Origin of the sequence: Serratia sp. JKS296, assembly GCF_900215445.1 — a bacterium.
Classification (GTDB): Bacteria; Pseudomonadota; Gammaproteobacteria; order Enterobacterales; family Enterobacteriaceae; genus Serratia; species Serratia marcescens.
The window spans coordinates 2,573,835-2,597,239 of the sequence record NZ_OCMX01000001.1 but is presented as its reverse complement, the minus strand read 5'-3'; the positions used below and the strand labels follow the sequence as shown (position 1 = coordinate 2,597,239).

At 61.7% G+C, this 23,405-nt stretch carries 25 protein-coding genes and 1 pseudogene; 9 read left to right on the top strand and 17 right to left on the bottom strand.

What is annotated here, in order from left to right; translation table 11 throughout:
• Position 1: 1 nt before the first annotated feature.
• Positions 2-400, bottom strand: a complete 399-nt coding sequence (locus CRO23_RS12275) for a hypothetical protein (RefSeq protein ID WP_016927784.1) — start codon at positions 398-400, stop codon at positions 2-4.
• A gap of 46 nt (positions 401-446) precedes the next feature.
• Entirely contained in the window at positions 447-1,685 is a 1,239-nt protein-coding gene (locus tag CRO23_RS12270; RefSeq protein ID WP_097102075.1) for a hypothetical protein, read from the bottom strand.
• Positions 1,686-2,023: 338 nt separating this feature from the next.
• Here CRO23_RS12270 and CRO23_RS12265 point away from each other — a divergent pair, with 338 nt between their 5' ends.
• Positions 2,024-3,649: a methyl-accepting chemotaxis protein gene (locus CRO23_RS12265; protein WP_441347585.1), complete on the top strand. Its 1,626-nt coding sequence runs from the start codon at positions 2,024-2,026 to the stop codon at positions 3,647-3,649.
• A 154-nt stretch (positions 3,650-3,803) separates the two neighbouring features.
• Here the strand turns inward: CRO23_RS12265 and osmB are convergent, their stop codons facing one another.
• The gene (gene osmB / locus CRO23_RS12260) at positions 3,804-4,016 is read right to left on the bottom strand and encodes an osmotically-inducible lipoprotein OsmB (protein ID WP_004940700.1); all 213 of its coding nucleotides are present in this window, start codon (positions 4,014-4,016) and stop codon (positions 3,804-3,806) included.
• 230 nt (positions 4,017-4,246) lie between these two features.
• Here osmB and CRO23_RS12255 point away from each other — a divergent pair, with 230 nt between their 5' ends.
• The 3 genes from CRO23_RS12255 (at position 4,247) to CRO23_RS12245 (ending at position 5,575) form a co-directional block, all read left to right on the top strand.
• On the top strand, positions 4,247-4,642 hold the full coding sequence (locus CRO23_RS12255; protein ID WP_016927781.1) for a DUF427 domain-containing protein: 396 nt from the start codon (positions 4,247-4,249) through the stop codon (positions 4,640-4,642).
• 131 nt (positions 4,643-4,773) lie between these two features.
• Positions 4,774-5,244, top strand: a complete 471-nt coding sequence (locus CRO23_RS12250; protein WP_016927780.1) for an Rrf2 family transcriptional regulator — start codon at positions 4,774-4,776, stop codon at positions 5,242-5,244.
• 193 nt (positions 5,245-5,437) lie between these two features.
• The gene (locus tag CRO23_RS12245) at positions 5,438-5,575 is read left to right on the top strand and encodes an AcrZ family multidrug efflux pump-associated protein (RefSeq protein WP_016927779.1); all 138 of its coding nucleotides are present in this window, start codon (positions 5,438-5,440) and stop codon (positions 5,573-5,575) included.
• A 39-nt stretch (positions 5,576-5,614) separates the two neighbouring features.
• Here the strand turns inward: CRO23_RS12245 and CRO23_RS12240 are convergent, their stop codons facing one another.
• The 6 genes and pseudogenes from CRO23_RS12240 to CRO23_RS12215 form a co-directional block, all read right to left on the bottom strand.
• Positions 5,615-6,376 carry an amino acid ABC transporter ATP-binding protein gene (locus CRO23_RS12240; RefSeq protein ID WP_016927778.1) on the bottom strand — a complete coding sequence of 254 codons (762 nt, stop codon included), beginning with the start codon at positions 6,374-6,376 and terminating at the stop codon, positions 5,615-5,617.
• Complete coding sequence (locus CRO23_RS12235) at positions 6,373-7,278, bottom strand: amino acid ABC transporter permease (RefSeq protein ID WP_028127412.1); 906 nt, start codon at positions 7,276-7,278, stop codon at positions 6,373-6,375. The genes CRO23_RS12240 and CRO23_RS12235 overlap by 4 nt, the downstream gene beginning before the upstream one ends.
• On the bottom strand, positions 7,275-8,189 hold the full coding sequence (locus CRO23_RS12230) for an ABC transporter substrate-binding protein (protein WP_016927777.1): 915 nt from the start codon (positions 8,187-8,189) through the stop codon (positions 7,275-7,277). The genes CRO23_RS12235 and CRO23_RS12230 overlap by 4 nt, the downstream gene beginning before the upstream one ends.
• A 17-nt stretch (positions 8,190-8,206) precedes the next feature.
• Complete coding sequence (locus tag CRO23_RS12225; protein WP_016927776.1) at positions 8,207-9,544, bottom strand: LLM class flavin-dependent oxidoreductase; 1,338 nt, start codon at positions 9,542-9,544, stop codon at positions 8,207-8,209.
• Between the two features lie 19 nt (positions 9,545-9,563).
• Positions 9,564-10,868: an MmgE/PrpD family protein gene (locus tag CRO23_RS12220; protein WP_028128330.1), complete on the bottom strand. Its 1,305-nt coding sequence runs from the start codon at positions 10,866-10,868 to the stop codon at positions 9,564-9,566.
• 225 nt (positions 10,869-11,093) lie between these two features.
• A pseudogene (locus tag CRO23_RS12215) lies at positions 11,094-11,981 on the bottom strand (LysR family transcriptional regulator).
• A gap of 121 nt (positions 11,982-12,102) precedes the next feature.
• Here CRO23_RS12215 and CRO23_RS12210 point away from each other — a divergent pair.
• Both CRO23_RS12210 and CRO23_RS12205 read left to right on the top strand, forming a co-directional pair.
• Positions 12,103-13,269, top strand: coding sequence for a serine hydrolase domain-containing protein (locus tag CRO23_RS12210; protein WP_097102072.1), 1,167 nt, complete (start codon positions 12,103-12,105; stop codon positions 13,267-13,269).
• A complete protein-coding gene (locus tag CRO23_RS12205) occupies positions 13,260-14,477 on the top strand; it encodes an MFS transporter (protein WP_097102071.1) in 1,218 nt (405 codons plus the stop codon). The genes CRO23_RS12210 and CRO23_RS12205 overlap by 10 nt, the downstream gene beginning before the upstream one ends.
• Here the strand turns inward: CRO23_RS12205 and CRO23_RS12200 are convergent.
• A complete protein-coding gene (locus CRO23_RS12200) occupies positions 14,404-15,279 on the bottom strand; it encodes an alpha/beta hydrolase (RefSeq protein ID WP_060445231.1) in 876 nt (291 codons plus the stop codon). The two genes, CRO23_RS12205 and CRO23_RS12200, sit on opposite strands and share 74 nt — an antisense overlap.
• A gap of 149 nt (positions 15,280-15,428) precedes the next feature.
• Here CRO23_RS12200 and CRO23_RS12195 point away from each other — a divergent pair, with 149 nt between their 5' ends.
• From CRO23_RS12195 to CRO23_RS12185, 3 genes are all read left to right on the top strand, one after another.
• Positions 15,429-16,178, top strand: a complete 750-nt coding sequence (locus tag CRO23_RS12195) for a DeoR/GlpR family DNA-binding transcription regulator (protein WP_097102069.1) — start codon at positions 15,429-15,431, stop codon at positions 16,176-16,178.
• Positions 16,179-16,190: 12 nt separating this feature from the next.
• On the top strand, positions 16,191-17,258 hold the full coding sequence (locus CRO23_RS12190; protein ID WP_016927769.1) for an oxidoreductase: 1,068 nt from the start codon (positions 16,191-16,193) through the stop codon (positions 17,256-17,258).
• A 113-nt stretch (positions 17,259-17,371) separates the two neighbouring features.
• Positions 17,372-18,766, top strand: coding sequence for an MFS transporter (locus CRO23_RS12185; protein WP_097102067.1), 1,395 nt, complete (start codon positions 17,372-17,374; stop codon positions 18,764-18,766).
• Here CRO23_RS12185 and CRO23_RS12180 read toward each other — a convergent pair.
• The 7 genes from CRO23_RS12180 to CRO23_RS12150 all read right to left on the bottom strand — a co-directional run bounded on the left by CRO23_RS12180 (position 18,751) and on the right by CRO23_RS12150 (position 23,361).
• Entirely contained in the window at positions 18,751-19,287 is a 537-nt protein-coding gene (locus CRO23_RS12180; RefSeq protein ID WP_016927767.1) for a dihydrofolate reductase family protein, read from the bottom strand. The two genes, CRO23_RS12185 and CRO23_RS12180, sit on opposite strands and share 16 nt — an antisense overlap.
• Positions 19,287-19,688 (bottom strand): VOC family protein, encoded by a 402-nt coding sequence (locus CRO23_RS12175; RefSeq protein ID WP_015377846.1) that lies wholly within the window; start codon positions 19,686-19,688, stop codon positions 19,287-19,289. Before CRO23_RS12175 ends, CRO23_RS12180 begins: the two co-directional genes overlap by 1 nt.
• Before the next feature lie 146 nt (positions 19,689-19,834).
• Positions 19,835-20,029 (bottom strand): ribbon-helix-helix protein, CopG family, encoded by a 195-nt coding sequence (locus tag CRO23_RS12170; RefSeq protein ID WP_004928567.1) that lies wholly within the window; start codon positions 20,027-20,029, stop codon positions 19,835-19,837.
• Positions 20,030-20,109: 80 nt separating this feature from the next.
• Positions 20,110-20,898 (bottom strand): spermidine synthase, encoded by a 789-nt coding sequence (locus CRO23_RS12165; protein ID WP_016927766.1) that lies wholly within the window; start codon positions 20,896-20,898, stop codon positions 20,110-20,112.
• 30 nt (positions 20,899-20,928) lie between these two features.
• Positions 20,929-21,384, bottom strand: a complete 456-nt coding sequence (gene fabZ, locus CRO23_RS12160) for a 3-hydroxyacyl-ACP dehydratase FabZ (protein ID WP_097102065.1) — start codon at positions 21,382-21,384, stop codon at positions 20,929-20,931.
• Positions 21,385-21,572: 188 nt separating this feature from the next.
• Entirely contained in the window at positions 21,573-22,067 is a 495-nt protein-coding gene (locus tag CRO23_RS12155) for a TIGR00645 family protein (protein WP_025302805.1), read from the bottom strand.
• Positions 22,068-22,161: 94 nt separating this feature from the next.
• Positions 22,162-23,361: an MFS transporter gene (locus tag CRO23_RS12150; RefSeq protein ID WP_097102064.1), complete on the bottom strand. Its 1,200-nt coding sequence runs from the start codon at positions 23,359-23,361 to the stop codon at positions 22,162-22,164.
• Between the last annotated feature and the right edge of the window lie 44 nt (positions 23,362-23,405).

Genomic DNA, 23,405 nt, shown 5'->3' with positions numbered 1-23,405 from the left:
ATTAGCGCGATTCCAGCAGGCGCTTCAGCGCCTGCAGATCGGCGTTCACCAGCCCGACGTCGCGGGCGAACAGCGCGTCGTCCATCTCCGGCTGGCGGAACAGGGTGAAGATCACCTCGGTGCCGCGCCGGTTGGCGAGCGCACGCAGCGGCACGTAGACCACGCCACCGTCCGGCAGCGTCACCCAATGATCCAGCACGCCGAAGGCATTCGGCGCGCTGAAGCGAATGCGGATCGGCCCTTGTGGGGTGTTTGCCACCCAATCTTCCCCTTCCCGCCGTAAGCTGTTGGCTAACCCTCTGGCCCACAAGGGGAAATTTTCCGGCTGGCTGAGAAAGGCGTACACCTCGTCACAGGGGCGGTTAATGGCAATATGCAGCGTTTGCGCGCTCAGCATCATGATTTCTCCGATTGATGGCGATACTTCAGTGTAGATCCCGCCGCGCTCAGAAGTAGTAACCGATGTTTATGTTGGTGCGAAAATACCATTTATTGCTGCCGGAGGACTGGGTGCCGGTCCAGCCGGTGGCGTTTTCCACGCCGCCCCACGGGTTGGCGTTCTGCGCCCAGGTCAGATCCACCCACAGCATCACCGGCATGGCGAACACCTGCACCCCGAGCGTATTCATTTTGGAGTCGGAACCGCCGTGCTTATCCTTCCAGAGCACGCTGTAGTCGTTGTAGAAGCGCAGCTTTTTCACCGGCCCCCAGGGTACGTCGACGTCGCGCGCCAGGTTGATGGCGGCGGTGGTGGCCTGCGACGGGATCAGATAGGCCGGCGTCAGGCCGTTGCCGCCCATCAGGATCACCGAATTATTGGCCCCGGCCGGGCCTTTGGCGTCGTAACCGTAGCGGATCACCTGGCCGGACAGATGCCAGGGATCGTTATTCACCAGCGTATGCAGGCCCGCCGCCCAGAAGCTGCCGTTATCGCCGGTCGCCTGGTTGTAGAGCCGCGAGGCCGCCAGCGAACCGCCGAGCTCATTGTCCCAGCTGCCCTGGCGGAAAGCGCGCGTCAGCCGCAGGTTTATCTGATCGCGTTTTTCGTTGCGCTGCAGGTGCTGTGACGCATAGTTGGTGTTTTTCAGATCGTCGTAGCTGGCGACGTCGGGGGCGTAACGCACGCCGGTCGGCATCATGCGCGGGTAGTAGGCGGCGTCGAAGGCCCAATCGTCATGCTGGTATTGGTATTTGGCGCCGAGTCCGGTGTTGACGCCAAAGCCGAGGTAAAACGGAATGCCATACGACCAGCCGAACTGCGGGTAGGGCATCAGGCCGAACGGTTTGAACGGCGCGCCCAGTTGCACGGTGGAGCGCTCAGACAGGCGGTAGCCGATATAGGCGCGGTCGATGGCGTATTTGCGCCGATCCTGAAACCAGAATCCGCTATCGAAAAACGCGTCGTTGACCTGGCCGGCGGTATCAATGCGAAAGGCGTCAAAGCGTAAATGCGGAGGATTTCGATAATTGCTGCTGCGCCAGTCTTCATAGCGATAATTGGCGCGCAGCGCGCCGCCGATATCAATATTCTTTTTATTATCCTCGCTTTGCCAATGAATATGCGGAAATGCCGGACGGCTTTTTTTTACCGGCGCCATGGTGGCAGTGGCGTCGCTGGGCAATGCGACGGTGGTCGCATAACTCACTGGTGAAACAAGAAAAAAACAAAGCGTGATCTTGCGCATGCCTGGCCCCTGGTGAAAGTAGACGGTTTATTAAGGCGAGCGAATTTCACCTGTGAATAGGGTGATTTTGCTCATCAGTTTTATATTTGAGACGATTTCATATGTGCGTTTCATATATTAAATTCGCCGTCGATTAATATATGAAACTTTGTTTCTTGTTTAATGGAAAAACTATAAATCCGGTATTAAACAAGTCAAGAAATAAAAATGAGCGTTGACGAGAAATTCCGATTATTGGGTCGCCCTGGTTTGCGGTGGGCGACACAAAGCAAGCTGAAATAGTGGTGTCATCAATGCCCGTTAGACTCGCGGCATCCTGGTATGACTGACTAAAAATCATGAACATAAAACTGACACTTGGCCGCCGGGTAAAACCTGCGGCAGCGCTGCCGCACGCATTTGGCATCGGCAAGAGCATGGGCTTATTAGGCGGCGTAATTTGCGTTATTGCGCTATTTTCTCTGCTGCAATTGTTTTCCACCGTATTTATTTCCAATATTCTGCGCGACGCCAAGGTTAACCTGGTGACGGGCGACGGGTTGCATCGCCAGCAGGCGACGATGGATCGCGCCAGACTGTCGCTGCTGACGGCCAGCGACAGCCTGAACCGCGCGGGCATCTATTATCTGCAGGACAAAGTCACCGGCTCCGACGGCAGTTGGCATAGCCTGCTGGATGAATCGTTGGCGGCGTTGGCGGCTTCAAAGCAGGCCTTTGCCCGGTTCGAGCGCTTGAGCGCGGCTGCGCCCGAAGCGACGGGCGCCCTGAAAGACAGTTATCGCCTGTTCTATGACGGCCTGAAGGAACAGGCGCAAGGGTTGCAAAACAGCGCCAGCATCGATGCGTTTTTCGCCGTGCCGATCCAGGCGTTTCAGGCGGATTTCAACGAAAAGTACCTCGCGTATCAGGCGCTGAACGAACAGCGTGGCGATGACGTCAACGTGCGGCAATTGGCGGCGCTGGAGCAGGCCAAGACCTTTGCGCTTGGCGCATTGGCCGCGCTGGCGCTGATCGCCGTGGGGGTGTGGTTCGGCGTCGCCCGCTGGGTGATAGCACCGCTGCAGCGGGCAATTGTCCACCTCAACGTGCTGGCCGCCGGCGATCTTTCGCGGCTGCTGCCGCCTGAGCGGGCGTTGAACCGCGAGATGCGTCAGCTGCAGACCAGCATTGGCCATATGCAAAGCGGTTTGCAGCGCCTGGTAAGCGAGGTGCGCGATGCGGCGAGCGGGATCCTGAACGGCGTCGAGCGGCTGGCGGACGGCAATCGACAGTTGACGGCGCAGTCGGCGAAGCAGGACGGGGAATTGCAGTTGGCGACCGAGCACGTGCAGCAGCTGGCGGCGCGGGTGGAAGAAAACGGCCAATACGCCCAGCAGGCCAGCCAACGAACCGAATTGGCCCGGCAGTGCGCCGGCGCCGGTGAGCAGATGATGCAAACCGTCAACGTTTCGATGCACGGGATCGTCAACCAATCGGCCGAGATGCGCGGCATTGTCGCGCTGATCGACAGCGTGGCGTTCCAGACCCATATTCTGGCGCTGAATGCGGCGATCGAGGCCGCGCATGCCGGCGTTCACGGCCGCGGCTTTGCCATCGTAGCCAAAGAGGTGGGCCTGCTGGCGCAAAAAAGCAGCCATTCGACGCGCGATATCCAGCAGTTGATCAACCGTTCGCTGCTGCAAATCGATCAAGGTTCGCAGGCGGTCGAACTTCTGACGGGCAATCTGCGCCAGATTATCGATCTGGTGAACAAATGCAGCGCGCTGATGGGGGAAATCTCGTTGGCGTCGTTCAATCAAGGGGAGAGCATTCAGGCCGTGACGGCGCGCATTGCGACGCTGAATCAGGTGGCGCAGCAAACCGGCGACGTGGTGAGCGCGGTGACCGAGGCTTCGCAGTCGCTGCAGGGCGAATCGGAACGCTTGGAAAAAGCGATGGCGCGTTTCAGGCTGCCTGTGCAATAAATAACCCTGGCGCGGGTTAATGAATAATAAAGCTGCGCTTAATGTTATTCATTATTTCCCCGCACTGAGGGACGTTATTTCGATAAATAAAAACAGGCCGGCGCTTATGGATGAAAAAAGCGCCGGCCTGCAGAGAATTATTTTAACGGGAGGATTAACGGCTGGTCTGGTGGCCGATAATGCCGCCCAGCGCTGCGCCGCCGAGGGTGCCCAGCGTGCTGCCGTCGGTCAGCACGGCGCCGCCGACCGCGCCGACGCCCGCGCCGATCGCCGTGTTGCGATCGCGATTGGACATATGCCCACATGCGGTAACGGAAAGCGTCGCCATCACCACCACCAACACACCTGCGGCACGTTTAATATTCATAATGAGTTCCTGGTAAATTGGCTGATTAATGGATTAAAAATAATCCGATTAACCCGCCGGTAGAAGTTGGGATGAATGTATTCCTCAGAAAGAAAATCGAACAGGTAAAAATTCTTAATTTTGCGGCGGTGAAAAGCGATTGCTCGCCGAATGTGCGGCCGCCGACAAAACCGCTGGTCTATACTGGGAAGACGCCTCGCGGGGGCGGGGCACACACTCTGGAGGCCGCCATGTCCGATCTCGTTTCCGCATCCGGCAAACCGGTGAAAATCCCCGGCCCGGATCACCCGATCACCTTGACCCGTCATCCGACGCGAGTCGTGGTGCGTGCTGCCGGGAAAATCCTGGCCGACAGTCGCAATGCGCTCATCCTGCAGGAAGCCACCTATCCGCCGGTGTTTTACTTTCCGCGTGAGGACGTGAATATGGCGCTGTTGCAGAAAAACGAGCACGTCAGCTACTGCCCGTATAAGGGCGACTGCAGTTATTTCACCTTCGCGCTGAACGGCGGGCAGGGGGCCAATACGGCCTGGAGCTATGAAATGCCTTACAACGCCGTGGTGGCGATCAAGGATCATCTGGCATTTTATCCCGATAAAGTGACAGAAATCAGTACTGAAGCCTGACCTGCCGCCGCCGCCGGGCGGGGGCAGGTTGACATTCCGCTTATCCCTACTCATTATGTGTATTACTGGAAACTGATACGCTTTCCTTATGTTTTAATCCGACATAAACGAAACTCTGAGCAGGTGCCAAGGTGTCTACCTCTACGCGATTTGCCGTTGCCATCCATATTCTGACCAACATCACGCTGTGTCGTGGCCAGACGGTGCGTTCCGAAGATATCGCGCGCAGCGTCAACACCAACCCGACGGTGGTGCGGCGGATCCTCGGCGCGCTGGCGGAGGCCGGGCTGACCTATTCGCAGATGGGGCAAGGCGGCGGGGCGCTGCTGGCGCGGCCGGCAGAAGCGATCTCGCTGCTGGACGTGTATCGTGCGGTGGAGGATCAACCTTATTTCATGCTGCACCGCGCCCGGCCTAACGATGCGTGTTATATCGGCCACGCTATTACCCCAGTGCTGGAGCAAGAGTTTGCGCGCGTTGGTCACGCGCTGGAAGCCAGCCTGGCGCAAACCAGCATCGCCGAAATGGCCGGGCAGGTCGAGCGGCAAGCCGGCTATCCTTTCGTCCCTTGTTCATCGCAATATCAAGCGGATACGCAATAAAAATCCACGCCAATTCCGTCTTCCCGCAGAGCATTTTTTGCATTGCGTTAATGTAATTGTGTAAGTTACATTAGCTCGCATCAAGTGTGATGTGGCTCACGTTTTAGACTGCCTCCCCACGATAATCGATCGATTGGCCGGAAACCTTTTCTTCCGGCGCAGATTCGCTGTGCTTATAAACCAGGAGAGAACGATGTTAGAAATGATTGAAAGCTTGGCCACCGTGGTGGTCCTGGTGCCGGTAATGGTGGCCGTCTTGCTCGGCGCGATTTACGGTCTGGGTGAAGTGTTCAACGTCTTTTCCGCTATCGGCCGAAAAAATAACGGCTGAATTTGAACGTCAGGGGACGCAACGCCCCCTGACGTAGGGTTACAATACCGTCGCCAGGAAGTTGCGCGTCCTCTCATGTCCCGGCGCATCCAGAACCTGCTGCACGCTGCCCGTTTCAACCACCTTTCCCTGATCCATAAAGACAATCTGGTCGGCCACTTCGCGGGCGAAGCCGATTTCATGCGTGACCACCACCATCGTCATGCCCGAATGCGCCAAGTCTTTCATCACCTGCAGCACTTCGCCAACCAATTCAGGATCGAGGGCGGAAGTCGGTTCATCAAACAGCAACACCTGCGGGTTCATCGCCAGCGCGCGGGCGATGGCGACGCGTTGCTGCTGGCCGCCGGACAGTTCACGCGGCCAGGCGTTGATGCGATGTTCCAACCCGACGCGGGCCAGCAACTGCTTCGCCCGTTCCTGCGCCTCGGCTTTTTTTTCCTTTTTCACCCGCTGCGGCGCGTCGCTGACGTTTTGCAACACGGTGCGGTGCGCAAACAAGTTGAACTGCTGAAATACCATGCCGATGCTTTTACGCTGCTCGGCCACCTCGGCTTCTTTCAGCTCGTACAGATGCCGGCCTTTTTGACGATAGCCGATTAGCTGTTCGCCAACGCGAATGGTGCCGCCGTCCAGCTTTTCCAGGTGGTTGATGCAGCGCAACAGGGTGGATTTGCCGGAGCCGGAAGGGCCGAGGATCACCGTCACTGAACCCGCCGGAATGGTCAGGCTGATGTTTTTCAACACTTCGGTGCCGGAAAAGGATTTCCGCACCCGGTTGATGTGGATGGATGCGCTCATTGTTCACCTCCCTGAGGGGCTTTGCGGTTGAGGAAGAACCCGCCGCTGCGCGTTGCCTGCGTGCCGCGGCCAAAATAGCGCTCCACGTAGTATTGGCCAATCGACAGAATCGAAGTCATGGCCAGATACCACAGGGTGGCGACCAGCAGCAGCGGGATGACCTCGTAAGTGCGTTGGTAAATGATCTGCGCCGAATACAGCACGTCCTGCAGGGCAATCACCGACACCACCGCGGTGGTTTTCAACTGCCCGATCACCTCATTGCCCGCCGGCGGCAGGATGGTGCGCATCGCCTGCGGCAATACCACGCGCCACAGGATTTGCCCACGACGGTAACCCAGCGCTTTGGCGGCTTCCAGCTGGCCGCTGCCGACGCTTTGGACGCCTGCGCGCACGATCTCCGCCGCATAGGCCGACTGATGCATCACCAGCGCGATCACCGCCGCGCTGAAGGTGCTGATAAGGGTATTGGTCGGCGCGCTGGCGACTTCGCCCAGAAACGGGATCCACAAGCTGATGCGCGGATAAAGCGCGGCGATGTTGTACCACAGGAACAGCTGCACCAGCATCGGCACCGCACGGAAGAACCAGGTGTAGAACCAGCTTACTGCAACCAATACCGGATTGGCCGACAGGCGCATCAGCGCCAGCAGCACGCCGCCGGCGAAGCCGAACACCACCGAAATCACCGTCAGCTTCAGCGTCATGAGCACGCCGTTGAGGATGGACGCCTCGGTCAGATTTTCCGCCACCACCGACCATTCAAAGCGCGGGTTGTGCAGCATGGAATTGATGATAACGCCGACGATCAGCAGCGCAACCAGGGCGCTGAGCCAGCGCCCGTAATGCCGGTGGCCGACGATGCTCAGTTCCGCGTCGTCGACAGGGTGTTGCCCACTCATTTTGCGATCTCTTCATTGATGCCGGCGGTTTTCACGGCACCAAAACCGATATCCCAGCCGTCGAGGATTTTCTGGTAGCTGCCGTCGGCGATCAGAGAATTCAGCGCCGCCTGCACCGGTTTCACCAGTTCGGAGCCTTTCGGCAGGGCGATGGCCACCGTGGTGCCGTCGATGTTGATATCACCGGCCAGCGTCAGCGGTTTAACGTGGGTGGCCTGGTAGCGCAACCCTTCATACGGGCCGAAAAACATCGGCACGCGGCCGCTGATCACCGCCTGCACCCCGGCCGGGCGGTCCGGGAAGATCGGCATGGTGATGGCCGGCTTGCCGGCGGCGACGCATTGATCGCTGGCCTGCTGCAGGCGGGTGATCTGCGAGGTGCCTGCGCCGGCGCCGACGGTCTGGCCGCACAGCTGGGCCAGCTCGGTGTAAGGGCCAAGCGCAGCGTCTTTGCGGGCGATCAAGGCCAGCTTGGAAGCGTTGTAATAGCCGACGAAGTCCACTTGCTGGAAGCGCTTTTTGTTGGCGTCAATGTTGGCCAGCGCGACGTCATAACGGCCGGACTTCAGGCCGGGGATGATGTTGTCGAAACCGCCGGTGTCCTTCCAGTGGATCGCCACGCCCAGGCGATCGGCAATCGCGCTCATCACGTCGATTTCACGCCCGGCCAGCGTTTTGTTGTCCGCCTGGTAAAAGGTGGTCGGCGGGGTGTTCGGGTTGGTGCCGGCAACGATATAGCCGGCCTTTTTGATAGCTTCAGGCAGGCTGTCATGCAGCGCCGGATCGGCGGCAGCTTTCACCGCCGCCTTGAAGGGAACATCGCCTTCAGCGGCATGAGCTGCGGCCAACGGCGCCAGCGTGGAGGAAGCCAACAGCAGGGACAGTACGGTGCGTTTGAATGTGGTTTTCATCATGATTTCCCTGCGGATTAAGCCGATTTTACGTTAGCGAAGTTGATTGCCGGTTCCGGCAGACCCAGGTTTTCACGCAGGGTTGCATGCTGATACTCTTCACGGAACAGGCCACGGCGGCGCAGCTCCGGGATCACCAGCTCGACGAACAGTTCCAGCTGGTTAGGCAACACCGCCGGCATGATGTTGAAGCCGTCTGCGCCTTGCTGTTCCAGCCACAGCTGGAAGTCGTCGGCGATCTCTTCGGCGGTGCCTACCACCACGCGGTGGCCGCGCGAACCGGCCGCGACGGCCGCCAGCTCGCGCAGCGTCAGGTTTTCCCGCGCGGCCAGATCGGTCAGCAGTTTCACGCGGCTTTGGCCGCCTTCGGTGGCGCCCACATTCGGCACCGGGCCGTCCAGCGGGTAATCGCTCAAATCGAAACCAAAGCGCGCCGACAGCTGCTCAATGCCGTTATCGATATCCACCAGTTGATTCAGCTGATACCAGGTTTCTCGCGCTTCTTCTTTGGTTCGGCCGACAATCGGCATCACACCCGGCAGGATCAGCAGGTGGTCCGGGTTGCGGCCGGCGTCGGCCACGTATTTTTTCTGACTGCGGTAGAAAGCCTGTCCTTCTTCCAGGCTGGCGGCGGCGGTGAACACCACTTCGGCGGTTTCCGCCGCCAGCTGTTGGCCGGCCGGGGAAGAGCCGGCCTCAATGATCACTGGCCGCCCCTGCGGCGAGCGGGAAATGTTCAGCGGGCCCTGCACCGAGAAATGCTTGCCCTTATGGTTGGCGGCGTGGATTTTCTCGTCGATGGCGTACACGCCATTTTGCTTGTCGCGCACGATGGCGTCTTTTTCCCAGCCGTCCCACAGTTTGTAGCTGGCCTCGAGGAATTCCCGCGCTACCTCATAGCGTTCGGCGTGCGACGGCAGATCTTCACGGCTGAAGTTGCGCGCCGCATCGCTGGAGAATGAGGTCACCACGTTCCATGCGGCGCGGCCGTGGCTGATATGGTCGATGGAGGCCATGGCGCGCGCCAGGTGGAAAGGTTGATCGAAAGTGGTGGAGGCGGTCGCCGCCAGCCCGATATGGCGGGTATTGACCGCCAGCGCCGCGAGCAGCGTCAGCGGCTCCAGGCGTGACATCGTCGAGGGCAGGCGGTGCACGCTGGTCGCCAGCGCGTCGCCGACGAAGAACATATCGAAGGTGCCTTCTTCGGCTTTTTTTGCGATCCAGGTGAACCAGTCGATATCGGTCGGTGAACCGCTGGCGCCTTCTGCGCGCCATCCCCCGATGTGGTGCCCCAGCGCCTGAACGAACAGGCCGAGACGGAGTTGGCGCGATGGTGTTGAAGGTGAAGTACTCATAGTTATTCCTGTTTTATTATTAATTTAACAATGCAATCAGTCGCGGCAGCGCGCCAGGGGACATAAGCGCACAGTCGCGGATAACGCTCTCGCCGTCGAGGCCCGGAAGCAGCTGCAAAATGGCGCGCAGCTTGGCGTCGAGGTCTGTCGGCCGGGCGGCGGTTTGCTTTCTTGTGACTATGTCACTTATTTGCCTTCCGTCCTGCAGCGTCAGGGTCAGGCGATGGAAGCGCATCTCCGGATCGAGCGCGTCCGGCGGGGCCGCGGGATCGGCATGGCGCTCAACTTTTGCCGCCAGGGCGGCGATAGCCGCATCGACCGGCTGCTCGCCGTAATGCGTCAGCGTGACCTCGCCGTGGTATAGCGCATCGGCGATGACGTATTCGAGGCTAAAGCGCGCTTCCACACCGGTGGCCGGTTGGCGAATATAGGGCGCGGTATCTGCGCCGGGCGGAAAACTGACCTCAACCAGGGCGATCTCTGCAAGGGCGTCGCCTTGTTCCAGCAGCCGCTCGCGCAGGGCGAGCGCCGCCTCGGCCGCGCTGTGAGTGCCACCGCAGGTCGGGTAGCGCTTGAACTCCAGCCCCGGCTGCAGGATGCGCCAGGGCGCGCCCCAGCCGGCGGTCAGGCATTCCGGTTTTTGCCGGCCGTCGCCGTGGGAAGCCAGCAGGCTGTCCAGCACGCCCTCCGGTTGGCCGATGAAACCGGCCTGAGCCAGCAGGGCGGCGTTGACCGCGTTGCGTGCCGCCAGGCCGGCGTGCAGCGGTTTGGCCGCCGAACCGAACTGGCTGCGCAGGCCCGCCGCCTGGGTGGCCGCCAGGCCGAGAGCAATCTGCGTTTGCCGCTGGTCAAGCTGCAGATAACGCGCCACGGCGGCGCAGGCGGCGACCGCGCCCAGGGTGGCGGTGCTGTGAAAACCCAGCACGTAATGTTGCGTGCCAGCGGCCAATCCCAGCCGGCCAGCGGCCTCTACGCCGATGACATAGGCGGTTAACAGTTCAGTGACATTGTCACTCTCACCGTTCAGCGCCAGCAGGGCGGAGAGCACTACGGTGCTCGGATGGCCACGCAGCGCAGGATGGTAATCATCGAAGTCCAACGAGTGGCTGACATAGCCATAGCGCAGTGCGCGGTTCTCACTGCCGTTCGGCGGAAACGTCGTGCCGATCGCTGCCAGACCGGCATCGCTCAACGCCCCGCGGGCAATCGGCAATGCGCAGGCGAAGTAATCTTTCACGCCGCGGCGAGCGGCTGACAGAGCGGTTTGATCCGGCTGGCTGTTCAATATCAGATGAGCGAATTGGGCGGTTATCGATAATGACAAGGCGTTAACACCTGAATTTATAGATGGTTATGCACGAGTGCGGGGTGAAAGGTATTGTGTGGCGGTTTTCTTTGTCCCGAAAGAACGAACGGCGCTTCCATATCGCTGAATGGAATATCACGACGGCACTGCGCCGCCGTCAGGGCTGCTGGCAGGCGCGGCAGGCTGCACTTTAGCTATTTTTGTGCAAAGCAAAGCTGAATTTGTTCTAACGCGGTAGAGGACTTAGGCCGAGAAAAGGCGAACGCTCATGATGTCGATAAATGCCCTGAGACGCGGTGTAAGATGTTTGCTGGAAGGCCAGAGGATTTTGAGACTGCCACTGTGTCGGCATTGGTCGCCAAGCACGGGTTGGAGCCGCTGCTGCTCCAGCGCCTCCCGTACCGCGAAATCGGGCAGGCAGGCGATGCCCAGGCCCTGTTCCGCCAGGTAAATCAGCGTGTCGACGGTATTGCATACCGTGCGCTTGCCCAGGCCTTCGTCGAGCAGTTTATCTCCGCCCGCCACCGGCTAGGTCTCGACTTTGCCGGTGGTGGGGAATCTGTATAACAGGCAGGCGTGATCGCGCAGTTCTGCCGGCTGGCGGGGTATTCCCGCCCGGCGCAGATAGTCCGGCGCCGCCACCAGCTGTAGGTGAAACGTGCCCAGTTGGCGGCTCATTAAGCGAGAGTCCTCGGTATCGCCCACGCGGATCACCGCATCGAACCCTTCTTCGATCACCGCGACTCGACGGTCGGAAAAATCGGTTTCCAGCTCAATCTCCGGGTAACGCCGAACAAATTCCGCCAGCACCGGATTCAGCAGGCCGCCCACCAGCGGCAAACTGACACGCAGCTTGCCGCGCGGGGCGCTGTGCGTATCGCTGATTTCCCGTTCCGCCGCCGCCAATTCCCCGAGAATGCGCTGACAGCGGTGCAGAAACAGCCGGCCTTCGGCGGTCAGCGTCATGCTGCGCGTGCTGCGGTGAAACAGGCGCGTGCCCAGCCGGTTTTCCAGGCGGGCGATGCTTTTCCCCACCGCGGAAGCGGAAATGCCGAGCACGCGCCCGGCCTCAACGAAACTCAGCGTCTCCGCGGCCTGCACAAAGACGCTCACCCCAGACAGATTATCCATTGCTTGCCCTATTACGGACGTGAGTGTCCGCTATGAAAGGAAATCTAGCCTGTTTTTTCGTTAATCGCCACGCCCTATGCTCGGTGGCGACAGCATGGGCTGACTATCTGAGGTAATAAAGATGAATGAATACGGATCCTCCGCCAACGCGATTGACGGCGCGATAGAGCAAGCCTTGCGCGAAAAACGATTGGTTGGCGCGGTCGTTTTGGTGGCGCAGGGCGGTGAGATCGTTTATCGCCGCGCGGCGGGCATGGCGGATCGCGAAGCGGGCAAGCCGATGGCGCTCAATACGCTGTTTCGTCTGGCCTCGGTGTCCAAACCGATCGTGTCCACGGCGGCGCTGGCGTTGATGGCGCAAGGCGCCATGCGGTTAGACGCTCCGATCACGCGTTGGCTGCCGAATTTTCGCCCGCGGCTGGCGGACGGCACCCAACCGTTGCTGACGCTATGGCATTTGATGACCCACACCGCCGGATTAAGCTACCGTTTTTTCCAGCCGGAAGGGGGATTCTATGCCCGGCTCGGCGTCTCCGACGGCATGGATGACGCATCCGTCAGCCTGCAGGAAAACGTGCGGCGCATTGCCTGCGCCCCTTTGCTGGCTCCGCCCGGCGCGGCGTGGCGCTATTCTATCGCCACCGATGTGCTGGGCGCGGTTATTGAACAGGCGAGCGGCCTGCCGCTGGCGCAGGCGGTCAACAAATGGGTGACCGGGCCGTTGGCGATGACGGATACCGATTTCCTGGCGGTGGACGCCGCGCGCCTGGCGGCCGCTTACGCCGATCATCCCGGCGAGCCACGCCGCCTGCGCCAACCGGATCGTTTACCGTTCATCGATGGCAGCGCCGGTTTTCATCTGTCACCTGCGCGTGCGCTGGATCCGTTGGCGTACGCCTCCGGCGGCGCCGGCATGGTCGGTTCGGCGGAGGATTTCCTGCGCCTGCTGGAAACGTTGCGCCAGGGGGGCGGGCAGGTGCTGCCGGCCGAATGGGTGACGGCGTTCACCAGCAACCAAATCGGCGATTTGCCGATGCCGTTTTGGCCGGGGCGTGGGTTTGGCCTGGGCATCACCGTGCTGAAAGATCCCGTCGCCGCGCACACGCCGGAGTCCGTTGGCAGCTGGCGGATGGGCGGCACCTATGGCCACTCGTGGTTCGTCGATCCTGCCCGACAGCTCAGCGTGGTGGCGTTTACCAACACGGCGCTGGAAGGGATGTCCGGTGCCTTTGTCGGCGAGATTTGTCAGGCGGTCTATGCCGCGACGGGAGCGATGCAATGCGCCTGATGCCGCCGATTTTCTTCCTCGCGCTGGGGCTGTTCGGCGTTTACTGCATCGAGTTCGGCGTGGTGGGCATTTTGCCGCTGATCATTGCACGGTATGGCATCTCCACGGCGCAGGCCGGCTGGCTGGTCGGGATCTTCGCCCTGACCATTGCGCTGCTCGGGCCGCTGTTGGTGCTGTTGGCGTCGCAATTCAATCGCAAACGCATGTTGTTGATCGCGTTGACCGTGTTTGCGGCGGCCAGCGCGCTGTCCGCACAGGTGGACAGCTTCGCCATGCTCATGCTGCTGCGCATTGTGCCGGCGTTGTTTCATCCGATCTATTTTTCACTGGCCATGGTGGCGGCCGCGTCGCTTTATCCGCCGCATCAAGCTCCCAAAGCAACCGCCTATGCGTTCATCGGCACCAGCATGGGCATGGTGCTGGGGATACCGCTGACGCAATGGATCGCCGGACAGTTCAGCTATGAAGCGTCGTTCAGGTTCTGTGCCTGGGTGAACCTTCTGGCGGCGCTGGGATTGCTATGGCGTTTGCCTGATGCGGCCGTACAGCGCCTCAGCTATGGCAAACAGTTGGCAATCCTGCGCAGCGGTACGCTGTGGCTGAATATCACTACCTGCGTGCTGATCTTTGCCGCCATGTTTGCCGTCTATGCTTACGCGGCCGAGTACCTCAGCCGCGAAATCGGTCTCAGCCGCGGCGTCATCGGCTTTCTTCTGGTGGCGTTCGGTGTGGGCGGTGTCGTGGGCAACCTGTTGGCCGGCAGATGGCTGAGCCGCCATCGTGCGGTGACGGTGCTGCTGCATCCGATAGCCTTGATTGCGGCTTATGCGCTGCTGTATCGCTATGGCAGCGTGAATATTGGCTCGATGACGGCGCTTTGCCTGTATTGGGGAGCGGCGCACACCAGCGGTTTGATTGTCACGCAGATTTGGCTGACCGCCGAAGCCCCGCAGGCGCCGGCGTTCGCCACCGGGCTGTATATCGCTTTTATCAATCTGGGGGTGGCGGTGGGGGCGCTGGCGGGCGGCGGGTTTATCACCGCGTGGGGGCTACAGGGCAGCCTGCTGTGCGGAGCCTTGTTCGCCGCGCTGGCGGTGATTACGATCGCCGCAAGGCTGCGGTTGCAGCGGCAGGCTACCGTTGCGTTGCGTCGATCATCGCCATCACCTGCCGGAACATCGCGCTTTCCGCATCGGCCAGCTCGTTGACCAGCGTAAAGTGATTGCAGTGACGGTCGGCCAGCAGCTGGACGTCGAGGCCATGCGCCAGGCAAGCGTCATAATAGGCCTGCGTCTGGTTTTTGAAACCTTGCGTTTCCCGCTGGCCGACGTCGAGCAGGATCTGCGGCGCATGGTCTTTCGCCGGCAGCAGAAACAGCGGGCTGAGGGTTTGCGCCTGTTCGGGCGTCAGGTGCAGCCAGTCGTTGATGTAGATATCGCACAGCGGTCGCAAATCGTAGAGGCCGCTCAGCGCCAGCGCGCCTTTGATTGCGTCGGGCGGCAGGCGATAGCGTTGTTGCCAGCCGTCGGCGATCAGCATGCCGCACAGGTGACCGCCGGCCGAACTGCCGCTAACGAAAATGCGCGCCGGATCGATGCCGAAAGGCGCCCCGTGATGATAAAGCCAGGCGACGGCGCTGCGCACCTCATGTACGATCTCCGCCAGCGTCGCTTCCGGCGCCAGCGTGTATTCCAGCGTGGCGACCGCCACGCCGCGGCGAGCAAACGCGGCGGCCATCGAACAGGCTTCCTCTTTGCGCTGTGAATGCCAATAGCCGCCATGAATAAAGATCAGCAGAGGGGCGGGCTGTGCGCTGGCCGGGAACAGATCGAGGCGCTCGGCGGCGCTCATGCCGTAGCGCAGGTCGTAAATGCCGGGCGTCTGCGCCTTGGCTCGCTGGGCCAGCGCGGCGTATTCCGCCATGCAGGCGTCAAAATCCTCCACCGAAGCGCGGGCGTTGTATTGCACGGCGCGTGCGCTCAGGTCTTCAAACGTCAGATCGATGTTCATGCCTTTCTCCGGATTGTTATGTGTTATGCCTTCATCATCGTCCCGCAGGCGAAAAGATGTTTGATCGCCGGTGCGCACAATTGCGACTTCTCCATTGCTGTTATCTGCTGTATATTGCTGTTTTATGCTTTTTACTGCGGAATAAGCCCATGCACAAAGCGGCAAGGCAGCGCCATTTACTGGATTTTCTCAGCGAACGCGGACAGGCGGCGGTGGCGGAATTGGCCACCGCCATCGGCGTTTCGGTCGATACCGTGCGCCGCGATCTGGCCGATCTCGAGCGGCAAGGGTTGGCGCAGAAACATCACGGCGGCGCGATCGCGCTCGAACCGTCCGGCATGCCACGTCAGGCGCGCGCGGCGCTGTTGCCGCAGATCAAACAGCGGCTCGGTCGCGCGGTGGCTGCGCAGATCCCGCCCGGCAGCACCCTGATGCTGGATGCGGGCAGTACGCTGTTGGCGGTGGCGCAGGCGTTGCGCGGCCCGGCGACGGTGATCACCGCTTCGCTGGATATCGCGCAGTGCCTGAGCGACAGGCCGGAGATCAACCTGATCCTGCTTGGCGGCCAGTGGGATGCGCGCCAGCGGCTGTTCGCCGGTAGCGCCACGCTGGCGTTGCTGGCGCGCTACCGCGCGGATATCGCCTTGCTGGGCGCCTGCGCGGTGCATCCTCAGCTGGGACTGAGCGCCGGCGAAGAGGCCGATGCAGAGGTCAAGCGCGCCATGCTGGCTAACAGCGGCGAGCACTGGCTGGTGGCCGACCATATGAAGCTGGATCGCTGCGAACCGCATCACGTGGCGGATCTGGCGCAGATCCAACGCCTGTTTACCAATCGCCCGTGGGACAACCTGGACGAACAGTCATTGATTGAACTTTGTGTCGTCGCCGACGACCGCTAGAGGAGAATACTGATGAACGATACCGCTCGACCGTTGCAGGTGGCGCTGATTGGCTACGGCTTTGTCGGCAAGGCGTTTCACGCGCCGCTGATTAACGCGGTGCCGGGGTTGGAACTGAGCGTGGTGGCTTCGCGCGATGCCGCCAAGGTGCATGCCGATCTGCCGCACGCGCAGGTGATCGCCGATCCGCTGGAGGCCATCCGCCGGCCGGAGGTGGATTTGGTGGTGATCGCATCGCCTAACGCCACCCATGCGCCGCTGGCGCTGGCCGCGCTGGAGGCGGGCAAGCACGTGGTGGTGGATAAGCCGTTTACGCTGGATTTGGCGCAGGCGCGCGCGCTGATTGCGGCGGCGGAGAAGCACGACCGCCTGCTGTCGGTGTTCCAGAACCGTCGCTGGGACAGCGATTTCCTGGGCGTGAAGCAGGTGATCGAACAGGGGCTGATTGGCAAGGTGACGCACTTTGAGTCGCACATCGATCGTTACCGCCCAGAAGTGCGGGTGCGCTGGCGTGAACAAAACCTCCCTGGCAGCGGACTGTGGTTCGATCTGGGGCCGCACATGGTCGATCAGGCGCTGCAGCTGTTCGGCTTGCCGCACAGCGTGCAGGCCAACATCGCCACGCTGCGCCCCAACGCGCAGATTAACGACTGGGCTCACGTGGTGCTCAACTACCCGACGCACCGCGTGATCCTGCATGGCAGCATGCTGGTGGCGGGGGGCGTCTCACGCTTTACCGTGCACGGCGAGAAAGGCAGCGTGGTCAAAGCGCGCGCCGACGGGCAGGAGAGCCAACTGCTGGCCGGCGTGACGCCGGGATCGGCGGAGTGGGGCAAAGACGACGATGCGATGAGCCTGTTTATCGGCACGGAGCCGATGCGTACGCTGCCGACACCGGATGGCGATCAGCGCCAGTATTACTTCCAGGTGCGCGATGCGTTACGCGGCGCAGGCGCCAACCCGGTCACCGCTGCGCAGGCGTTGGCGGTGATGGCGGTGCTGGAAGCGGCCACCCTGGCGGCGGAAACCGGCGTCACCCAAACTCTCCCGCTCACCGAGGCGGAAATCGCCGCCTGGTGACGGCTCGCGTCAGATAAGGCGTCAGGCGCATGGATACAGTGCATGCCATGCGTCTTCCGCCATCCTGCCCCCTGACATAGGCTTACCTGCAGTCAATGTCAGGAGTGTTCATCATGTTATCCCATCCTTCGCCGCAAGGCGTCCGCGGCATACTGGCCGCTCTTTCTCTGAGCATGCTGCTGTCATCGCTTGGCATCAGCATTGCCAACGTCGGGCTGCCGGCGCTCGCCACCGCGTTCCATGCCTCGTTCCAGTCGGTGCAGTGGGTGTTGCTCTGCTATTTGCTGGCCGTCACCACTTGCATCATCGGCATTGGCCGTTTGGGCGACAGCCTCAATCGCCGCCGCCTGCTGCTGGCGGGCATCGCGCTGTTTACCGCCGCTTCGCTGGTTTGCACGCTGGCTCCGCAACTGTGGCTGTTGCTGGCGGCGCGCCTGGCGCAGGGGCTGGGGGGCGCAGTCATGATGTCGATCGCCATGGCGCTGGCGGGCGAGGCGCTGGGGACGGAAAAAATCGGCCGCGCGATGGGGCTGCTCGGCACGATGTCGGCCGTGGGCACCGCGCTGGGGCCGTCGTTGGGCGGCGCGCTGATCGCCGGTTTCGGCTGGCGGGCGATGTTCCTGATCAACCTGCCGCTGGGCCTGCTGGCGCTGTGGCTCGCCTGGCGATACTTGCCGAATGGGCCGCGCGCGGCAGCGCGCGCGGAACCGTTCGATCGCGCCGGCACGTTGCTGCTGGGCGGCGCATTGCTCTGCTATTCGCTGGCGATGACCCTCGGGCGCGGCGACTTCGGCGCACTCAATCTGGCGTTGATGCTGGGGGCGCTGTTGGCGGGGGCGCTGTTTATCCGCGTGGAGCGCGGCGCCGCATCGCCGCTGCTTGCGCCGTCGATGTTCCGTCATCCGGCCCTGACGGCGGGGCTGGCGGCCAGCGCGCTGGTGATGACGGTCATGACCGCCACGCTGGTGGTCGGGCCGTTCTATCTGTCACGCGCGCTGGAGTTAAGCGCCGCGCAGGTGGGGCTGGTGATGTCGGCGGGACCGGCGGTGGCGATCCTGACCGGCATACCGGCCGGCTATCTGGTGGATCGTTTTGGAGCGCAGCGCATTGCCCTGCTTGGGCTGATGGCGGTGGCCGCCGGCGCGGCGCTGCTGTCGCTGCTTAACCGTTGGGGCGTGCTCGGCTATATCGCCCCCATCGCGCTGCTGACCGCCGGCTATGCGCTGTTTCAGGTGGCCAACAACACCATGCTGATGAAAGATCTGTTTCCTGAACGGCGCGGGCTGATCGCCGGCATGGTGAACCTGTCGCGCAATCTCGGGGCGATCACCGGCGCGTCGGCGATGGGGGCGCTGTTTTATCTGGCTTCGCAGCAGGTCGCGGGCACTGCGGCCGCCGCGGCTTACGGCATGCGGGTGACCTACGGCGTGGCGGCGCTGTTGGCACTGGCGGCGTTGCTCATCGCCTTCGGAGGCCGCCGCCTGATGCTGCGTTACGGCGCGCGCTGAACCGCGTAGCGTTCTTGCACGAAACCGTTGTCCGATGAGGTGACGGCAAGCAGGCGCAGGCGCTGCTCCGGGCCGTCGGCGCCGAATAAGGGGATACCGCCGCCCAGCAGCAGCGGCACGCGCGTAATCGTCAGTTCGTCGATCAAGCCGGCCTGCAGGAAGCGCTGCACGGTCTGGCCGCCGTCGATATACAGGTGACGGCAGCCGACCTCGGCCAACCGCGCCACGACGCTGGCCGGTTCGCCGCTCATCCAGCGGACAGGTTCTGCGCCGTGCGGTGCGGGCTGCGTCGACAGCACCACCACCGGCAGTGCGCCATAGGGCCACTCGGGAAAGGCGCGGACTTTTTCATAGGTATGGCGACCCATCACCAGCGCGTCGATGTCGGCGACAAACGCTTCAAAACTCAACCCATTGAGCAGCGAAACCGCGTATTCGGGCCGCAGCAGCCAGTCAATGTCGCCATCCGGGCCGGCAATGAATCCGTCTACGCTGGTGGCGATGTAAACCGAGCATTTCATCAGGCGAGATCTCCCCGATAAACCACATGCACCTTGTTGCCGTCGGGATCGCGCAGGTAAGCGCCGAAATAGCCTTTGCCGTAGTGCGCGCGCTCGCCGGGTTCGCCTTCACTGCTGCCGCCCGCCAGCAGACCGGCGGCGTAGGCGCGTTTAACCGCCAGCTCGTCGGCGGCGAGAAAGGCCAGCATGCTGCCGTTGCCGGCGCTGGCGGGCTGTCTGTCGAAGGGTTGGTAGGCGTAAAAACGCGGCAGCGTTTGGCCTGGCATCACCCAGCAGCGGGCGGCGGGGCCGCCGTCCGGCGTCACTTCCCGCCGTTGTAAACCCAATGGCAACAGAATGGCGTCGTAGAACGCGGCGGCGGCATCCAGATCGCTGACGCCGACGGTAATATGGCTGAACATGGCGCGTTTCCTTTCCCAAGAGAGAATAATGAACGCCTAAAACAGTAGCAGCGATATTGCAGGATGGACAGACCGCCGTGGAGGATTCGGATTAGGGACGCGCGCAGGGGGAAGCGCGCTTCACGGTTTGCGGGGCAGGCCGCCGTTCAATTGCTCTCGACTCGCGGATTGGCGTGGGTCGGCTGGCTGGGATAATCCACCTGATGCTTGTGCAGATAATCGCGGATCAGCTGACGCACCACCTGGGAAGGGGTGACGTCCTGCTGCAGGCACAGCTCTTCCAGGGCTTTCTTCTTGTCCGGGTCAATCAGCACCGTTAGCCGCGCCGTTTTCTTTTCCATCAGGATCCTCCAGAGAATGATGACTGAATGATAATACCATGTGGACGAAGCGGCCAGCCAGACCGCGTCGCCGCTCGTTCTTAGCGGAAATGCAGCCGTTCTATCTTGCGTGACAGGTAGCCGAGTTCGCAGTTGAACAGCTCGCCGCTACCGGCGGCCAGCGTGCGAAGCGTGCTGAGCGGCAACGTCACCTGGGCCGGCGTGGCGTAAATGATCACGTTGCCGCTGGGGGCGACGCAAAACAATACGGTGCCGAATATCCGGTGCAGGCTGTGGTACAGCAGGCTGTTCTCATCGGGCAGATCGTGGTAATTGAGCACCAGCCAGCCCCCGTCGTTCAGCCGCGCGGCGCAGTTTTCCAGGAATGTCTGGGTGCCTTGCTGCGGATCCATGGCGAACGCCGAATAGAGATCGGAGAAAATCAGATCGTAACGCGTCTCGGCGGGCGGGCGCACAAAGTCCATGGCGTCGGCGGTACGCAGGCTGATGGTGTCGGTGGCCGGCAGCGTAAAATAGCGGCGCGCGACGGCGATCACTGCGGCGCGCAGTTCAACCACGTCCAGACGCATGGCCGGATCGAGCGCGTGCAGCGCACGCAGCAGGCTGCCGCCGCCTAACCCCAGGATCAACGCCGAGCTCGGCGGCTGCCAGGCCACCGCCATCAGCATCGCTTTGATGTAGTTGTGGATCGGCTGTGCGGGGTTGCTGAGGCTCATCTTGCTTTGCTCGCAGATGCCGTCAAACCGCAGCGTGCGGTAGTCCTTGTGATCGGAAACGATGATTTCGCCCCAGGCGTCGGCTTCGCGAGCGATCACCTGGCCGCGCGGGGAGAAATCGAGGGTTCTGAGTAAGCTGTCAACCAGAGACATGGTATTCGCAGGGTTCCTTTGGCAAGCGGCCTATTTACGGGCGCACATGAAATCGGCGGTGCAAATGCGCCGGCCATCGATGCTGGCGCGGCCGGTGAAGCGGGCGATCGCGCCACGCCGGCGTACAAAGGCGACCTCCATCAACACCTGGTCGCCGGGACGGGCGGCGCGATAAAACCGCGCCCGCTGAATGGAAGCGAAGTAGTAATGTTCCCCTTCGTTCAACGCCCCGAGATAATAGTGCGCCAGCAGCCCGGTGCTTTGCGCCAGCGCTTCCACCAACAGCACGCCGGGAAAACCGGCGAAGTGCGCATGGCCGTTCCAGAACGTCGGCTCATTGGCGGTGATGTTCTTGATGGCGCTCAGCCGCCCTTCGGCAATGCAGGTGCCGAAGGGCAGCACGCGATCGACCAACAGGCAGGGATAACGATGAGGCAGAATCGCCTGAATATCGTTGAATTGCAGGGGGTGACCGTTTAATGGCATGGAGGTGCGTGATCCTGTCTGCGGCGAATCCGGTGCGGTGGCCGGCGTTCGATCCATAATGAGTGTAATGACATTATAATAAAATTATCATCAGATGTGCCAGATGAAAGACATGACGGCGGCGACGGTTGGGGAATAGCGAAGGAGGGGATGACACCCGATCCTGACGATCGGGCGTGGCGGCGCGTTTAATGCTTGGAGCGGGTCACCTTGTCCAAATAACCCATCACGAAGGCGGAGAGCACGAAGGTGAGGTGGATGATCACATACCACATCAGCTTGTTGTCGGGCACGTTCTTGGCGTCCATAAACACCCGCAGCAGGTGAATGGAGGAGATGGCGACGATAGATGCGGCGACCTTGTTTTTCAGCGAGGTGGCGTCCATTTTGCCCAGCCAGCTCAGTTTTTCTTTTCCTTCGGTGATATCCAATTGCGAGACGAAATTTTCGTATCCGGAGAACATCACCATCACCAGCAGCCCGCCGACCAGCGCCATGTCGACCAACGACAACAGGGTCAGGATCAGATCGGCTTCAGCGACGGAGAAAATGTTGGGCAGGACGTGCAGGATCTCCTGAAAAAATTTGATAGACAGGGCGACCAGGGCCAGTGAAAGGCCGAAATAAACCGGCGCGAGCAGCCAGCGGGAGGCGTACATCGCGTTTTCTAGCAAGCGTTCCATCATAAAATTGTTTTAAATGCGTAGCAAAAAGGGCGCTCAGTATAGCGCAAGAGGCCTGGGTAAAATCAACCGCTTGCGCCAGTAGAGGGCGATATCAGGCCGCTACGCGCGCCGTTTTGCGCCCGCTGCGGATCCACAGCGCCACGGCCCCCGCCGCCGTCGCCAGCGCCACGACACCCGGCCAGCCTGCGCTTGCCAGAATGCGGCTGCCGAGGGCGGCGCCGGTCGCCATACCGATGAATACGCCGGTGAACAAGAGGGCGTTCAATCGGCTGCGAGCTGCCGGATCGAGACCGTAAACGATGGTTTGATGCGCGATCAGCGTAGCCTGGATGCCCAGGTCGAATCCGACGGCGCTCAGCGCAATGAGCGCCAGCTGCGCCGGGAGCGGCAACAGCGGCAGCAAAAACATCAAGGCGAAGGAGGCCAGAACCAGTCCCGCGCCGATACGGGTCACGACGTCAGGGCCGTGCCGATCGGCCAGACTTCCCGCCAACGGCGCCGCCAGCGCCCCCGCCGCCCCCGCCAGGCCGAACGCGCCGGCGGCCGCGCTGCCGATCTGGTAGCGCTCCGCCAGCATCAACGCCAGCGTTGACCAGAAAGCGCTGAAGCCCAATGACAGAAAGCCTTGCGCCAGCGTCGCGCGCCGCAGCGCGGGATACTCGGCCCACAGATGTCCCAGTGAGCGCAGCAGCGCGGGGTAACTCAGCGCGTTATGGGGGCGAAGACGCGGCAACATGCGCCAGATCGCCAGCGTGATCGGCAAAACGCCCAGCGCCGCGAGCGCGTAGACGCTGCGCCAGCCGGCGAACTCGGCGAGCGCGCCGCTGAACACGCGCGACAGCAAAATGCCGGCCAATAGCCCGGTCATCACCGCGCCGACGGTTTTGCCGCGGCTGGCCTCTGGCGCCAGCGTGGCGGCGGCGGGGATAATGTCCTGCGCGACGGTGGCGGTCAGGCCTATCGCCAGGCTGCTGAGCAACAACAGCGGGAACGAGGCGGCAAAAGCGCAGAGTAACAGCGTCAGCGCCAGCAGCGCGCCTTTTACCAGAATGATCCGCCGGCGATCGTACCGGTCGCCGAGCGGCGCCAACAGTAAAATGCCCAGCGCATAACCTAACTGGGTCAGCGTCGGCACCATGCCGGCATCGGCGACGCCGGCGTGGAAATCGGCGCCCATCATGCCAAGCATGGGCTGACTGTAATAGATTGACGCGACGCTGAGGCCGGCGCCGGCGGCCAGCAGAAATACGACGTTGGCGGACGGTGCGCCGTGGGTGGTGGTGGTGCTCATGGCAAAAATTCCTGCAAGGTGAATGTGCGGCCATTTTTACCGCT